The organism is Arthrobacter sp. UYP6 (genome assembly GCF_040547315.1).
Taxonomy (GTDB): domain Bacteria; phylum Actinomycetota; class Actinomycetes; order Actinomycetales; family Micrococcaceae; genus Arthrobacter_B.
The window spans coordinates 99533-114728 of record NZ_JBEPPM010000001.1; the positions used below are offsets into that span (position 1 = coordinate 99533).

Consider the following 15196-nt stretch of genomic DNA (forward strand, 5'->3'; position numbering starts at 1 on the left):
TCACGTCTTTACCTTTATTCCGCCCTGTTCCGCGCCGCCAGCAGCTGCCCAACCACGGTCCGAATGGCGGCCGGGAGCACCGATGGTTCCACCGGACCCGACTGTGCAGCCAGGCTTCCGGCCCGCCCATGGATGGCGGCGGCCGTGGCGGCGAGGGCCGCGTAGTGCCCGGGCGGGAGCGGCTCCTGTTCCGGGTCCCGGCTGAGCCGGTCCGTCGCCAGCAGGGCGCCCAGAATGCCGGAGAGGGTATCCCCGGAACCGGCAGCGGCGAGCCACGGGGTGGCGTCGGCCTGGCTGTAGGTTTCGCCGGTGGGGGCTGCCGTGATCGTGGCCCAGCCCTTGAGCAGCACGGTGGCTCCGGTGAGTTCGGCGGCGCGGCGGGCGTAGCGCAGCGTGTCGCCCTCAATCCGGCCCCGGGTGACGGTCTCTCCCAGCCGGGTGAGGAGGGCTGTGAGCTCTCCGGCGTGCGGGGTCAGGACGATCTGTGGCCCGAGGCCGGGTTCCACACAGCCGATGGCATCGGCATCAATAACCGCGGGGAGCCCGGAGGCCATGGCATCCAGTGCACGGCGGCGCTGAACCTCATCCGTTCCGGCCCCGGGCCCTGCCAGCCAGGCCTGCACATGGGCCAGAGGTACGGTTCCGGTGGCACAGACTGCCTCCGGGTGCGCGGTATTGATCAGGCGGCAAACCGTTTCAGGACCCAGATAACGGATCATGCCGACGCCGGTTGCCAGGGCGGCTCCGGTGGCCAGGACTGCTGCCCCGGGATAGGTCGCCGATCCGGCCGCAATGCCCAGCACGCCGCGGGTATATTTGTGGTCCGTTTTCCGCGGAACGGACAGCAGCCGGGCTAGGTCAGCGGGCTCAAGCCGGAACACAGCAGGGCCCGGCGGTGTTCCCAGGCCAATGTCAACAGCTTCAATCCGGCCGGCGGCCAGCGCCCCGGGGCCCACCATGAGACCGGTCTTGACCGCCCCGAAAGTCACGCTGATGTCCGCCGAGAAGTGCTCGCCGTCGGCCTGGCCCGTGTCTGCGTCCACGCCGCTGGGAAGATCACAGGCAACCATCACAGGACGGTGCCATGGAGGGCGGCCGGCGCGGCGGGCCGGGGCCTCAGCCGTCTCCCGTGCCGGTCCCCGCACCAGCCCGCGCACCAGGAGGGCGGCGCTACCCCGCAGCCCACCCTTGCCTCCGGTTCCCAGGATGCCGTCAATGACCAGATCCGACTCTGCGCAGAGACGGACACACCCGTCCACTCCCGACGCCAGAGCCACGGTCCGCCCGCCCCGGGACCGGAACGCGGCCAAGGCCTGCGGATGGGCTTTCTCAGCGGTCAGGACCGCGGTGACTCCGGCGCCGCGTCGGGCCAGCTGCGCACCGGCATAAAGGGCGTCACCGCCGTTGTTACCGGCGCCGGCCAGTACCGTCACGCGCGCCCCGTACAGGGAACCGCGCCGGACCAGCAGCTCCCGCACGCAGGCGGCGTATAACCCGTACGCCGCCCGCTGCATGAGTTCGGGGCCGTCACCGGCGTCGAGCAACGGTTTTTCGGCGGCCCGCACAGCGGTGCCGGAATAGGCACTGATCATGCCTACAGACTAGCTCTCAGCAACCACCATGGCAGTGGCCACGTCGCCGTCGTGACTTAGCGACAGGTGCCACACGCGCACTCCTTTTGCTTCGGCGGCGGCAGCCACCGTCCCGCGAACGCTGACGCTGGGGGCGCCGGCGGCATCCAGATCCACCTGGCAGTCCTGCCAGTTCATGCCGGCCGGTGCTCCGAGGGCCTTTGCGACCGCTTCCTTTGCTGCGAAGCGCGCGGCAAGGGAGCGCAGGTTCAGCTCCCGTTCAGCAGGGACGAACAGCCGGGCACGCAGGCCCGGCGTCCGTTCCAGCTGGCGGCCAAAACGCGGCACGTCAACGACGTCCACTCCGATGCCGATAATCACCGGCTATTCAACCGTGACGGACTTGGCCAGGTTGCGCGGCTGATCAACATCAAAGCCCTTGGCAGTGGCCAGGGCGCAGGCGAAGATCTGCAGCGGAACAGTGGTGAGCAGCGGTGCCAGCAGCGTGGGCGTTTCCGGCACGTAGAAAACATGCTCAGCGTAGGCCTTCACGGCGTCGTCGCCCTCTTCGGCGATCACAATGGTCTTGGCGCCGCGGGCCCGGATTTCCTGGATGTTGGACACCACCTTGGCGTGCAGCGAATCGCGGCCGCGCGGCGACGGAACCACCACAAAGACCGGCTGGCCTTCTTCGATCAGGGCAATCGGGCCGTGCTTGAGCTCACCCGCGGCGAAGCCCTCGGCATGGATGTACGCCAGTTCCTTCAGCTTCAGGGCACCTTCCATGGCCACCGGGAAGCCCACATGGCGCCCCAGGAACAGCACCGACTTGGTGTCGGCCATGAGTTCGGCCAGTTCTTTGATCTGCCCCGAGTTATCCAGTACCTGCTGGATCTTGGCGGGAACCTTAGCGAGGTCCGTGAGAAGGTCCTTGATCTCACCCTGGAACTTGTCTCCGCGCAGCTGGGCAAGGTACAGGCCCAGCAGATAGGCGGCAGTGATCTGCGCCAGGAAAGCCTTGGTGGAGGCCACCGCAATTTCCGGGCCGGCATGCGTGTACAGCACAGCGTCGGACTCCCGCGGAATGGTGGAGCCGTTGGTGTTGCAGATGGCCAGCACCTTGGCTCCCTGCTCCTTGGCGTAACGCACGGCCATCAACGTATCCATGGTCTCGCCGGACTGGGAGATCGCAACTATCAGGGTGTTGCCGTCCACGATCGGATCGCGATAGCGGAATTCGTGGCTCAGTTCCACCTCAACGGGGATCCGGCACCAGTGCTCAATGGCGTATTTGGCCACCTGGCCGGCATACGCCGAGGTGCCGCAGGCCAGCACCATGATCTTGTTGACGGCCTTGAGCTCGTCGGGATCAATGCGCAGTTCATCCAGCGTCAGCCGGCCGTTCGCGTCGGAACGGCCCAGGAGGGTGTCGCCCACGGCCTGCGGCTGGTCGTTGATTTCCTTCTCCATGAAGGACGGGTAGCCGCCCTTTTCCGCTGCGGCCGCATCCCAGTCAACCTTGAACTCGGTGCCGGAGGCGGGATTGCCGTAAAAGTCGGTGATTTCCACTGACTCCGGGGTGATCGTGACTACCTGATCCTGGCCCAGCTCAACCGCACGGCGGGTGAAGTCAATGAAACCGGAAACATCGGAACCCAGGAAGTTCTCGCCGTCGCCGAGGCCGACGACGAGCGGAGAGTTCCGGCGTGCGGCCACCACCACGTCGGGCGAGTCCGCGTGGATGGCCAGAAGGGTGAAGGCCCCCTCCAGCCGGCGGCAGGCCAGCTGCATGGAGTGGGCAAGATCCCCCGCGCCTTCACCGCGGTAGACGGCGGCCAGCAGGGCAGCGGCCACCTCGGTGTCGGTTTCGGAGATAAATTCAACTCCGGCGTCGACCAGTTCGGCCTTGAGCTCAGCGAAGTTTTCGATGATGCCGTTGTGGATAAGGGCCAGCCGACCGTCGTCGGCCAAATGCGGATGTGCATTCTCATCCGTGGGCCCGCCATGCGTGGCCCAGCGGGTGTGGCCAATACCGGTGGTCGCCTCCGGCAGCGGTGACGCCGCCAGCTCGGCGGTCAGGTTGGCCAGCTTGCCCGACTTCTTGCGGGAATCAATCCCAGCCTCGGTCAGCACTGCCACTCCGGCAGAGTCATAACCACGGTATTCCAGCCGGCGCAGGCCTTCCATCACAACATCGAGCGCACCATGTTCATGACTGCTCACCTGCGCTTCGGCGGCGGCACTGGGGCGGCGGCCTGCATATCCAACAATTCCACACATACGCCTAAGAGTACCGGGAACAGCGACTGCAGCGCCAAAACTGTGAGCGGCCCAATGACGCCGCTGTCAGGCGGCACCCGGCACGCCGTTTTGGATTGTCTACGGGGCAGGGCAGAATCGTAAAGTGACAGACCGTACATCAAACCAAGGATCGCACCCACCCGCCAAGGGATCCGGGAACGGGGCCGACAGCGGATTCTCGCCGTTCGTTGAGCTGGACCGGCAGACGTGGTCCCGGCTTTCCAACGAAATCAGGTCTCCCCTGAACCAGGACGACATCCTGAGGTTGCGCGGTCTGGGCGAGAAACTGAACCTGGATGAGGTACGCGAGGTCTACCTGCCGCTGTCCCGTCTGCTGAACCTCTACGTTGCGGCCGCCGGACGACTGCACAGCGCCACCACTACGTTCCTGGGTGAGAAGACCACTCGGACGCCCTTTGTTATTGGAGTCGCCGGCTCGGTGGCAGTGGGCAAATCCACCACCGCACGCGTGCTGCGGGAGATGCTGCGCCGCTGGCCCGACACACCGAATGTGGAACTCATTACCACCGACGGCTTCCTCTACCCCAACGCGGAGCTCAAGAGGCGCGGGCTGATGGAGCGCAAAGGCTTCCCCGAGTCCTACGACCGCCGGGCCCTGCTCCGCTTTGTCAGTGCCGTCAAGAGCGGTGCCGAGGAAGTGCGGGCGCCACGGTATTCACATCTGACCTATGACATTGTTCCCCATGAGGAAATAGTTGTCCGCCGGCCGGATGTGTTGATCGTCGAAGGCCTGAATGTCCTGGCCCCGGCCCGTACGCGTGCCGACGGCCGGGCCGGGCTTGCGCTGAGCGATTTTTTTGATTTCTCCATCTACGTCGACGCGCGCACCTCCTACATCGAGGAATGGTACGTTCAACGTTTCCTGTCGCTGCGCGGCGGTGCTTTTGCCAATCCGGAATCGTATTTCCACCGGTACGCCGCGCTCACCGATGAGCAGGCGCGCGCCACCGCCGTGGGCATCTGGAAGCGCATCAATGAACCGAACCTCGTCACTAATGTGCTGCCCACCCGCGGGCGCGCCCAGCTGGTGCTGACCAAGGATGCGGACCACTCGGTGACCCGCATGCTGCTGCGCAAGACATAAGAGCGGCAGCTGGCCCAGCGCCTGCCGGGCTCCTCCCGCTAGGCTCGGGCGAAAGGCTCCAGCGCCAGGTTGCTTTCCACGGTTTCCGCGAGCTTTGAGGCCACGGAAGCAGCGGTTTCCATGTCCGCAGCTTCCACCATGACCCGGACCAGAGGTTCGGTGCCGGAGGGCCGGAGCAGCACCCTGCCTGTCTCGCCTAGGACGGCCTGTGCGTCAACTACGGCCTGCCGAACAGCGTCGTTGCTGGTCACTGCTGCTTTGTCGACTCCCTTGACGTTGATCAGGACCTGAGGCAGCTTGGTCATGATCCCGGCAAGTTCTTTCAGCGTGCGGCCGGTGCGCTTGACCTGGGCGGCAAGCTGGAGTCCGGTCAGGACTCCGTCGCCGGTGGTGGCGAATTCGGAGAAGATGACGTGGCCGGACTGCTCCCCGCCAAGGCTGTAGCCGCCCTCACGCATTCCTTCCAAAACGTACCGGTCCCCTACTCCGGTCTCCCGGACACTGATCCCTGCCTCCCGCAGCGCAAGTTTCAGGCCCAGGTTGCTCATCACCGTGGCCACCAGGGCATCGTCCTTCAGCTTGCCGGCTGCCTTCAGCGCCACCGCCATGATGGCCATGATCTGGTCGCCGTCCACAACGCTGCCTTCATGGTCCACGGCCAGGCAACGGTCGGCATCGCCGTCGTGCGCAATGCCCATGTCCGCGTTGTGCTCCAGGACAGCTGCCTGCAGTTTTTCCAGATGGGTGGAGCCGCAGCCGTCATTGATGTTGATGCCGTCGGGATCTGCTCCGATGACAACCACCTCGGCGCCGGCGTCAGCGAAGACCTGCGGGGAGCAGCCGCTGGCGGCTCCGTTGGCGCAGTCCAGCACCACCTTCAAACCGTCCAGCCGATTCGGCAGCGTCTGGAGCAGATGAATGACGTAGCGGTCCTCGGCGTCGGCGAAACGGTGGATGCGGCCAACCTCGGCGCCCGTGGGGCGCAGGTTGGGCTTGCCCATCTCGATTTCGATGGCGTCTTCGGCGGCGTCGTCGAGTTTCTTTCCGCCGCGGGCCAGGAATTTAATGCCGTTATCCGGGGCTGCGTTGTGCGAAGCGGAAATCATCACGCCGAAGTCTGCCTTCAGGTCCGCAATGAGGAAGGCGGCAGCGGGAGTCGGAAGAACTCCAGCATCAAATACGTCCACGCCCGAGCTCGCAAGCCCGGCCTCTACCGCCGCCGAGATAAAGTCTCCGCTGATCCGGGGATCCCGAGCCACAACCGCGACCGGCCGCCGGCCGCCTTCGACACTCCGGTGACCCAGAACGACGGCGGCCGCCTGTGCCAGGCCCAGGGCCACTTCGGCGGTGATCAGGCCATTGGCCAGTCCACGGACACCGTCGGTTCCAAACAATCTAGTCATCGCACATAATCCTCAAGCAGGGGGCAGGGCCAGAGGCCGCCAGACGGACAGCCCACTGGGCTATTGTGCCACTCCGAGGCCGTCCCTCACTAAGCGACTGCGGATAAGTAGGCGGAATGCGCCTGGTTTGCGCGGCGAAGATCACCTCTCAACGGCTGCGTTTCACCGGGGCTGAAGCCCTGGAAACGCCAAAAGGCCGCCCGCTGAAGCGGACGGCCTTTTGGACAAGCGACTTAGCGCTTGGAGTACTGCGGAGCCTTGCGGGCCTTCTTGAGACCAGCTTTCTTGCGCTCGATGACGCGGGCGTCACGGGTCAGGAAGCCGGCCTTCTTCAGGGTCGGGCGGTTGTTCTCGCGGTCGATCTCGTTCAGCGAGCGAGCCACGCCGAGACGCAGTGCGCCAGCCTGGCCGGAGGCGCCGCCGCCGTGGATACGGGCGATGACGTCGTAGGCACCGTCAAGGTCAAGGACCTTGAACGGTTCGTTGACATCCTGCTGGTGCAGCTTGTTCGGGAAGTAAGCGGCCAGTTCGCGGCCGTTCACCAGCCACTTGCCGCTGCCGGGAACAACGCGCACGCGGGCGATTGCCTGCTTGCGACGGCCAACAGCCGAACCGGCGACGGTCAGTGCCGGACGTTCCTTGACAGCAGCCTCAGCTGCATCAGGGGTTTCCGAGGTGTAGCTGGAAAGCTCCTCGGTTGTTTCATTGAGCTCTTCAGTGTTCTGAGCCACGATTCTCCTTGAATTAATTCTTTAGTTGGCGGGCCAGAACTACTGGGCGACCTGGGTGATTTCGAAGGTCTTGGGCTGCTGGGCTCCATGCGGGTGCTCTGCACCGCGGTAGACCTTGAGCTTGCTGATCTGCTGGGCAGCCAGGGAGTTCTTGGGCAGCATGCCGCGGATGGCCTTCTCAACTGCGCGTACCGGGTTCGACTCCAGCAGTTCTGCGTAGTTGACGGAGGACAGGCCGCCCGGGTAACCCGAGTGGCGGTAGGCACGCTTCTGTTCGAGCTTGGCGCCGGTGAGGGCAACCTTCTCAGCGTTGATGATGATGACGAAATCGCCCATGTCCATGTGGGGAGCGAAGGTCGGCTTGTGCTTTCCGCGCAGCAGTGTTGCGGTCTGGCTGGCAAGACGGCCTAGGACAACGTCGGTGGCGTCAATGACGTGCCACTGGCGGTTGATGTCGCCGGGCTTCGGGGTGTACGTACGCACGGTTTTTGCCTTCGTTTCTTCTTCTTAGGTGGCGCGGCCCATATGGATGCCACATGTGCCGCAGCTTCTCTATGCGTTTACCGGATGGTCAGGTGAGGACTGATGTAACCAGTGGTCCTGATGTACTCGGCTATTTCCCCGGGGCCAGGTGGCTCTGCAACTGAGCCGCTCCCGTGGGCATAGACCTATCGAGGTAGGACACGCACAACGACTATAAACAATAGCCTGCTTCCGGAGCAAGGTCAAAAGCTAAGGCAGGGAACGCATCGCCCGCGTGTTTTCGGCCCTGCGCTGCATTTCCTCGTCCGGCGGATAGCGCACCTCTTCAAGGATCAAAGGGTGGGGCGGGGCAAGCATGGAATCAGAATCCCGGATCCGCGCCTGTAGCCTCAGGCCAAGCCATTCCGGGCTCCGCTCCCCCGCGCCCACCAGGATGGACCCGCCCACCAGCGACCGCACCATGTTGTGGCAGAACGCGTCCGCTTTCAGATGCACCTCAATGACGCCGTCGGGCCGCCGCAGGAAGGAGAACTCCTGAAGCTCACGAATGGTGGTGGAACCGGTGCGCGGCTTGCAGAAGGAAAGGAAATCCTGGACCCCCAGAACCGCCTCTGCGGCTTTGTTCATCCGGTGCTCATCCAACGCAAAGTCGTGCCAGAGCGTCACCCCCCGGGTCAGCGGATCACGGCTGGCTTCACGGTCAGCGATCCGATAACTGTAGCGGCGCCACAGGGCCGAGAAACGGGCATCAAAACCCCCGGGCGCCAGGGAAGCGGAATGTACGGTAATGGCTCCCTCCATGGCGTGAATAACGCGCTTGGCAGCCTTGGCCTTCCGCAGCGGCATGGTGAGGTCCTTGTTCAGGATGCCCCGCATACGGCGCAGAAGGGCCTCTTCCGGCGTCAGCGTTGCGCCCCGGGGCAACCCTGCCCACTCCTGACCGGTGAGGTCGAAATGCACCACCTGTCCGCGTGCGTGGACGCCGGAATCGGTCCGGCCGGCCACGGTCACCCGCACCCGCCTGCGGATCAGGACTTCAAGGGCAGCTTCCAATGACCCCTGGACCGTGGGCAGGTCATCCTGGGTAGCCCACCCGCAGAAAGAGGCTCCGTCGTAGGAGAGGTCCATCCGGACACGAAAAAGCCCGCCGTCCCGTGCGGGTACGGCGGGCTTCTCGATACTCATGCCCTCAATATTAAGGGACGGAGTGCAGAAGGAAAAATTACTTCTTCTCTTCGGTCTCCACTGCTTCGTCAGCGGAATCTGCCGAGTCGGCAGACTCAGCGGACTCTGCGGAATCAGCAGATTCGGCGGAGTCAGCAGACTCTGCCGATTCTTCGACCTCAGCCGGCGCGGAGACAGCAGCTGCGGTCTCAGCTTCGGCCACTACGGCCTGCTTCGCCGAAAGCGGTTCCAGAACCAGTTCGATGACAGCCATGGGAGCGTTGTCGCCCTTGCGGTTGCCGATCTTGGTGATGCGGGTGTAGCCGCCGTCGCGCTTCTCGACTGCCGGGGCAATGTCGGTGAAGAGCTCGTGGACAATACCCTTGTCCGAGATCAGGCCCAGGACGCGACGGCGGGAAGACAGGTCTCCGCGCTTCGCGAACGTGATCAGACGCTCGGCGTAGGGACGCAGGCGCTTGGCCTTCGTCACCGTGGTGGTGATCTGCTTGTGCTCGAACAGCTGGGCAGCCAGGTTCGCCAGCATCAGGCGCTGGTGGGCCGGGCTGCCTCCGAGGCGCTTACCCTTGGTGGGTGTAGGCATTACTTTTTCTCCTCAAACGGTGTTGTACGCGGCTCAGGGCCCGCACAACAATATTTTGCGTGTGTTAGAGCTCGTCGTCCGAGTATTCGGACTCGTCCTCTTCAATAGCTGCGGCACGGGCGGCCAGGTCAAACCCGGGAGGGGAATCCTTCAGGGACAAACCAAGCTCGACCAGCTTTGCCTTTACCTCATCAATGGACTTTGCACCGAAGTTGCGAATGTCCATCAGGTCAGCCTCGGAGCGGGCAACGAGTTCACCCACAGTGTGGATGCCTTCACGCTTGAGGCAGTTGTAGGAACGCACGGTCAGCTCAAGGTCTTCGATCGGCAGGGCCATGTCGGCTGCCAGTGCGGCATCCGTGGGGCTCGGACCAATTTCAATACCTTCAGCAGCGCTGTTCAGTTCACGGGCCAGGCCGAACAGTTCAACCAGGGTGGTGCCGGCAGAGGCGACCGCGTCGCGCGGTGCAATGGCATCCTTGGTTTCAACGTCAACGATCAGGCGATCGAAGTCGGTGCGCTGTTCAACACGGGTGGCCTCCACGCGGAAGGTCACCTTCAGGACCGGCGAGTAGATGGAGTCAACCGGGATACGGCCGATCTCCTGGTCACCGGACTTGTTCTGGCTGGCGGAAACGTAGCCGCGCCCGCGTTCGATGGTCAGCTCGAGTTCGAACTTTCCCTTCGAATTCAGGGTGGCAATGTGCAGATCCGGGTTGTGGAACTCCACGCCGGCCGGCGGAGCAATGTCCGCAGCCGTCACGACGCCGGGACCCTGCTTGCGCAGGTAGGCGACAACGGGCTCGTCGTGCTCGGAGGAGACCGACAGGTTCTTGACGTTCAGGATGATCTCAGTGACATCTTCCTTCACGCCCGGAACCGTGGTGAACTCGTGCAGCACGCCGTCGATCCGAATGCTGGTTACTGCAGCACCGGGGATCGAGGACAGGAGCGTACGGCGGAGGGAGTTGCCGAGGGTGTAGCCGAAACCGGGTTCCAGCGGTTCGATGATGAACCGTGAGCGGTTGTCAGCTACGACTTCTTCAGTGAGGGTGGGGCGCTGTGCAATGAGCACTTGCATTTCCTTTCAGCGAGCGTCCGCTATATGACGCAACACAAATGGTGGAAACGACGACGACGGGTCTTCCGCGGGCGTCTTGGACGGCTAACAGCCACGTGCCCGGAGCCGGAGGCGTCCGATGGGCGGCCCGCCCCGAAGGGTGGACCGCCCGCCGGATATTACCGGTACCGCAAGTGCTGCTTAAACGCGGCGGCGCTTCGGGGGACGGCAGCCGTTGTGCGCGCTCGGGGTGACATCCGAAATGGAGCCAACCTCCAGGCCGGTGGCCTGGAGCGAACGGATAGCGGTTTCGCGGCCGGATCCCGGACCCTTGACGAAGACGTCGACCTTGCGGACGCCGTGCTCCTGGGCACGCTTCGCAGCGGCTTCAGCAGCCATCTGCGCAGCGAACGGAGTGGACTTACGCGAGCCCTTGAAGCCAACCTCACCGGCGGAAGCCCATGAGATAACAGCACCGGACGGATCCGTGATGGACACGATGGTGTTGTTAAAGGTGCTCTTGATATGCGCCTGGCCCAGCGCGATATTCTTCTTATCCTTGCGACGCGGTTTGCGGACCGCTCCACGAGTCTTGGGGGGCATTACTTCTCCTACAAAGAGTTTGGTTTAGGTGGCCCGCTAAAGGGGCCGTGGCCTCACACCGCTAGGTTTAGCGGGCGGCCTTCTTCTTACCGGCAACCGTACGCTTCGGTCCCTTACGGGTACGAGCGTTGGTCTTTGTGCGCTGGCCGTGAACGGGCATGCCACGACGGTGGCGGATACCCTGGTAGCTGCCGATTTCAACCTTGCGGCGAATGTCAGCGGCTACCTCGCGGCGGAGGTCACCCTCAACCTTGAAGTTGCCCTCGATGTAGTCACGCAGCTGAACGAGTTCAGCATCCGTGAGGTCCTTGACGCGAGTTTCCGGGCTGATGCCGGTCTCTGCCAGGGTCTGGTCTGCACGGGTTTTGCCCACGCCGTAGATATAGGTAAGCGCAATCACTACCCGCTTTTCGCGGGGAATGTCAACGCCAGCGAGACGTGCCATATTGGCGGTTCTCCTTTTGTGTCACCGGAGGTCTGAAGCAGTGCGTCCCTGTTACCAGGTCCCCGGCCTCCGTGCCGGGGGTATGCGCTACGCGTATCAGCGCTGCACTGCCATATTCAATTACTACTACGCGTGGGCCGTCCCTGAGAGCAGGAAATTAGCCCTGGCGCTGCTTGTGGCGCGGGTTCTCGCAGATCACCATGACTCGACCGTTACGGCGAATCACCTTGCACTTATCGCAGATCTGCTTGACGCTCGGCTGGACCTTCATGGTTATCCTTTGCGTGGTTGCAGGGTTGTGCCGCAGGCACCCGGCATCCCAACTGTCCGGGACGCTGATTGTTTGCGGTTTTTTACTTGTAGCGGTAGACGATACGGCCCCGGGTGAGGTCGTACGGGCTAAGTTCCACCACAACGCGGTCTCCGGGGAGGATGCGAATGTAGTGTTGACGCATCTTTCCCGAGATGTGCGCTAGCACAATGTGGCCGTTGGCCAGCTCAACGCGGAACATCGCGTTGGGCAGGGCTTCGTTGACCGAGCCCTCAATCTCAATGACGCCGTCTTTCTTGGCCATATCCTCCGCTAACGTCTGTGTCCGTGCGCATGCGCGCAGGACGGTTTATGTCTTTGGTTCTCCCGTTGCTTCCTACCCTGGTACTTCCGAGGCACTTCATGCGCGGCAACCGCGCGGCAGGCCGTTTTGACACGGCCGGCGTCCTTAGAAAAGGGCACGAATGTAGAGACAACCAACAGATAACACTACTCGATAGGGGGCCATAAGTTAAATCCCCTCGGCTGCGCGGCAGGCCACCGACGACCAGCCGCCTAAGGCAGGTGGTCCGCCGGCGGATAGCCGGACGGGCTTCCCACCGGGCGGCCCGGATCTTCCGGAATCAGTCTTCCGGAATCGGCACCGGCGTTACGCCGAGCGGAGCCAGCCGCGAAGCGCCGCCGTCGGGTGAGGTCAGAACCCAGATCCCCTTGTCATGAAGTGCAACCGAGTGCTCCCACTGGGAGGCACGCGACTTGTCGGTGGTGACCACCGTCCAGTCATCCTCGAGGGTGACGGTCTCGATCCCGCCTCGAACCAGCATCGGCTCGATCGCCAGGCAGAGACCAGGGCGCAGCTTCGGTCCGTTGTGCGAGGTCCGGTAGTTGAGCACGTCCGGAGCCTGGTGCATCTCTGTTCCAATGCCGTGCCCCACGTAGTCCTCCAGGATTCCGAGCGGCTTGCCCGGAACGCTGGAGACATAGTCATCGATGGCCGCGCCGATGTCACCGACGAAGCGGCCCTTTGCGGCTGCAGCAATACCGTGCCACATGGCCTCCTCGGTGACGTCCGACAGGCGCTGGTCCTCCGGATCCGCAGCACCGATGATGACGGTGCGCGCGGAGTCCGAATGCCAGCCGCGCACTACGGCACCGCCGTCGATGGAGAGAATGTCCCCTTCTGCAAGGACCCGCTCCCCCGGGATGCCGTGGACGACTTCCTCATTCACCGACACGCACACCGTAGCCGGGTAATCGTGGTAGCCGAGGAAGTTCGAAGTTGCCCCCGCCTCCTTGAGCACAGCGGCGAACGCCCTATCGATGTCTGCGGTGGTTGCCCCCGCCACCGCGGCCTCGACAGCCGCATCAAGCGCCCGGATCAGCACGAGGCCGGCCGCACGCATGGTGCGCATCTGCGCATTTGTTTTGTATTGGATTCGAGGCTGGCCGAACATATCTCTTCTAACTCTTTAGTGAATATCCTTGAGGGCTTCCATGACGCGCTCGGTGACATCGTCGATGCCGCCCAGCCCGTCCACCCGTGCCACAATGCCACGGTCGTCATAGCTGGCCACAACGTCCGCCGTCTGGGCCTTGTAAAGGTCCAGACGGTGCCGGATGACGTCTTCGTTGTCATCCGCGCGGCCTTCGACCTGCGCGCGCTTGAGCAGGCGTTCCACCAGCTCTTCATCGTCGGCTGTCAGCTGCAGGACGACGTCGAGCTTCTGGCCCTTGCTGGCCAGGATGTCATCCAGCTCCAGAACCTGCGCTGCGGTGCGCGGGTATCCGTCCAGCAGGAAGCCGTCGGCTACGTCATCTTCCAGCAGCCGGGCGCGGACCATCTCATTTGTCACGGAATCCGGGACAAAGTTTCCGGCGTCAATGTACTTCTTGGCCTCGACACCCAGCGGGGTTTCGTTTTTCACATTGGCGCGGAAGATGTCGCCGGTGGAGATTGCAGTGACCCCAAGCCGGTCCGAGATCCGGGCCGCCTGTGTACCTTTACCGGCGCCGGGAGGCCCGATAATGAGCATTCTTGTCATCGCAATAACCCTTCGTAGTGACGTTGCTGCAGTTGTGCATCAATCTGTTTGACTGTTTCGAGGCCCACACCAACCATGATGAGGATCGAGGTTCCACCGAACGGGAAGTTCTGGTTCGCCCCGACCAGCACCAGAGCGATCAACGGAATCAGGGCGACAAACCCCAGGTAGAGCGCGCCGGGCAGGGTGATGCGGGAGAGCACATACTGCAGGTATTCGGCGGTGGGGCGGCCGGCCCGGATGCCCGGGATGAAGCCGCCGTACTTCTTCATGTTTTCCGAGACTTCCTCCGGGTTGAAGGTGATCGACACGTAGAAGTACGTGAAGAACACAATCAGCAGGAAGTAGACCGCCATGTAGAAGGGATGGTCTCCGCTGGTCAGGTAGTTGTTGATCCAGACAACCCATTCAGGCGGTGCACCCGTGGCGGGCGTGTTGAACTGGGCGAGCAGGGACGGCAGGTAGAGCATGGACGACGCGAAGATCACGGGGATCACGCCGGCCATGTTGACCTTGATCGGAATGTAGGTGTTGGTCCCGCCGACCGTCCGGCGTCCGACCATGCGCTTGGCGTACTGGACCGGGATGCGCCGCTGCGACTGCTCGACGAAGATCACGAGCGCCACCACCAGGACACCGACCGCCAGAACGCCGAGGAAGACGGTCCAGCCCTGAGCACTGAGGATGGCACCAAGCGAGCTCGGGAATCCTGCGGCAATCGAGGTGAAGATCAACAGGGACATGCCGTTGCCGACGCCCTTTTCAGTGACCAGTTCACCCATCCACATGATGAGGCCGGTGCCGGCTGTCAGCGTGATGATCAGGAGCAGGATGGTGATGATGTTGTCATCCGGGATGATCGGCACGGAGCACGCGTTGTTGAACAGCGCACCCGTGCGGGCCAGGGACACCACCGTGGTGGCATTCAGGAGACCCAGGGCGATGGTCAGGTAACGCGTGTACTGCGTCAGCTTGGACTGGCCCTGTGCACCCTCCTCATAGAGTGCCTGGAAGTGGGGAATCACGACGCGCAGCAGCTGAACAATGATGCTGGCGGTGATGTACGGCATGATGCCCAGGGCAAAGATGGAGACCTGCAGCAGGGCGCCGCCGCTAAAGAGGTTAACGAATTCGTAGAGGCCACCTGAGGTGGCACCCAGAGCCAAGCACTGCTGCACATTGCCGTAGTCAACACCCGGGGCCGGGATAAAAGCACCCATGCGGAAGATAGTGATGATTCCCAGCGTAAACAACAGCTTGCGTCGCAGGTCTGGCGTCCGGAAAGCCCGGCCAATAGCGCTAAGCAAGCGTCCTCCTGAATGAGATCTGAAGTAGGTGTAGTCCAAGTGGACTGGTAACAAAAACAGAGTCTATCCGCTCATGCCCCGTAGAACGTTAACGAGGCCCGCGGCATAG

At 63.2% G+C, this 15196-nt stretch carries 17 protein-coding genes; 1 reads left to right on the forward strand and 16 read right to left on the reverse strand.

Translation table 11 applies throughout. The annotated features are described in order from the left end of the window. Nucleotides 1-14 precede the first annotated feature (14 nt). Genes ABIB35_RS00475 through glmS form a run of 3 tightly spaced genes read right to left on the reverse strand, consistent with a single transcriptional unit; the run spans nt 15 to nt 3851 of the window. Nucleotides 15-1592 (reverse strand): bifunctional ADP-dependent NAD(P)H-hydrate dehydratase/NAD(P)H-hydrate epimerase, encoded by a 1578-nt coding sequence (locus tag ABIB35_RS00475; RefSeq protein ID WP_354178006.1) that lies wholly within the window; start codon nt 1590-1592, stop codon nt 15-17. Nucleotides 1593-1601: 9 nt separating this feature from the next. After that, nucleotides 1602-1952 carry a holo-ACP synthase gene (locus ABIB35_RS00480; RefSeq protein ID WP_354178008.1) on the reverse strand — a complete coding sequence of 117 codons (351 nt, stop codon included), beginning with the start codon at nt 1950-1952 and terminating at the stop codon, nt 1602-1604. Between the two features lie 3 nt (nt 1953-1955). After that, nucleotides 1956-3851 carry a glutamine--fructose-6-phosphate transaminase (isomerizing) gene (gene glmS / locus ABIB35_RS00485; RefSeq protein ID WP_354178010.1) on the reverse strand — a complete coding sequence of 632 codons (1896 nt, stop codon included), beginning with the start codon at nt 3849-3851 and terminating at the stop codon, nt 1956-1958. Between the two features lie 124 nt (nt 3852-3975). Here glmS and coaA point away from each other — a divergent pair, with 124 nt between their 5' ends. Then, nucleotides 3976-4977, forward strand: coding sequence for a type I pantothenate kinase (coaA, locus tag ABIB35_RS00490; protein WP_354178012.1), 1002 nt, complete (start codon nt 3976-3978; stop codon nt 4975-4977). Nucleotides 4978-5015: 38 nt separating this feature from the next. On the opposite strand, the gene glmM is transcribed toward coaA, so the two are convergent. From glmM to secY, 13 genes are all read right to left on the reverse strand, one after another. Next, the gene (gene glmM, locus ABIB35_RS00495) at nt 5016-6380 is read right to left on the reverse strand and encodes a phosphoglucosamine mutase (RefSeq protein WP_354178014.1); all 1365 of its coding nucleotides are present in this window, start codon (nt 6378-6380) and stop codon (nt 5016-5018) included. A gap of 233 nt (nt 6381-6613) precedes the next feature. Further along, nucleotides 6614-7111 carry a 30S ribosomal protein S9 gene (gene rpsI / locus ABIB35_RS00500; protein ID WP_354178016.1) on the reverse strand — a complete coding sequence of 166 codons (498 nt, stop codon included), beginning with the start codon at nt 7109-7111 and terminating at the stop codon, nt 6614-6616. Between the two features lie 39 nt (nt 7112-7150). Further along, complete coding sequence (gene rplM, locus ABIB35_RS00505) at nt 7151-7594, reverse strand: 50S ribosomal protein L13 (RefSeq protein WP_104052711.1); 444 nt, start codon at nt 7592-7594, stop codon at nt 7151-7153. A gap of 249 nt (nt 7595-7843) precedes the next feature. Further along, nucleotides 7844-8779: a tRNA pseudouridine synthase A gene (locus ABIB35_RS00510; RefSeq protein ID WP_354178019.1), complete on the reverse strand. Its 936-nt coding sequence runs from the start codon at nt 8777-8779 to the stop codon at nt 7844-7846. Between the two features lie 37 nt (nt 8780-8816). After that, complete coding sequence (gene rplQ / locus ABIB35_RS00515; protein ID WP_354178020.1) at nt 8817-9359, reverse strand: 50S ribosomal protein L17; 543 nt, start codon at nt 9357-9359, stop codon at nt 8817-8819. 64 nt (nt 9360-9423) lie between these two features. Next, nucleotides 9424-10434 carry a DNA-directed RNA polymerase subunit alpha gene (locus tag ABIB35_RS00520; protein ID WP_104052714.1) on the reverse strand — a complete coding sequence of 337 codons (1011 nt, stop codon included), beginning with the start codon at nt 10432-10434 and terminating at the stop codon, nt 9424-9426. 186 nt (nt 10435-10620) lie between these two features. After that, nucleotides 10621-11022 carry a 30S ribosomal protein S11 gene (rpsK, locus tag ABIB35_RS00525; protein ID WP_104052715.1) on the reverse strand — a complete coding sequence of 134 codons (402 nt, stop codon included), beginning with the start codon at nt 11020-11022 and terminating at the stop codon, nt 10621-10623. Between the two features lie 67 nt (nt 11023-11089). Further along, nucleotides 11090-11467, reverse strand: a complete 378-nt coding sequence (gene rpsM / locus ABIB35_RS00530) for a 30S ribosomal protein S13 (protein ID WP_210228092.1) — start codon at nt 11465-11467, stop codon at nt 11090-11092. Nucleotides 11468-11624: 157 nt separating this feature from the next. Next, nucleotides 11625-11738 (reverse strand): 50S ribosomal protein L36, encoded by a 114-nt coding sequence (gene rpmJ / locus ABIB35_RS00535; protein ID WP_012397712.1) that lies wholly within the window; start codon nt 11736-11738, stop codon nt 11625-11627. Nucleotides 11739-11820: 82 nt separating this feature from the next. Beyond that, complete coding sequence (infA, locus tag ABIB35_RS00540) at nt 11821-12042, reverse strand: translation initiation factor IF-1 (RefSeq protein ID WP_055239372.1); 222 nt, start codon at nt 12040-12042, stop codon at nt 11821-11823. Nucleotides 12043-12361: 319 nt separating this feature from the next. Continuing rightward, a complete protein-coding gene (gene map, locus ABIB35_RS00545; protein WP_354178023.1) occupies nt 12362-13192 on the reverse strand; it encodes a type I methionyl aminopeptidase in 831 nt (276 codons plus the stop codon). A 15-nt stretch (nt 13193-13207) separates the two neighbouring features. Continuing rightward, a complete protein-coding gene (locus ABIB35_RS00550; protein ID WP_354178025.1) occupies nt 13208-13780 on the reverse strand; it encodes an adenylate kinase in 573 nt (190 codons plus the stop codon). Next, nucleotides 13777-15087 (reverse strand): preprotein translocase subunit SecY, encoded by a 1311-nt coding sequence (secY, locus tag ABIB35_RS00555; protein ID WP_354178026.1) that lies wholly within the window; start codon nt 15085-15087, stop codon nt 13777-13779. The genes ABIB35_RS00550 and secY overlap by 4 nt, the downstream gene beginning before the upstream one ends. Between the last annotated feature and the right edge of the window lie 109 nt (nt 15088-15196).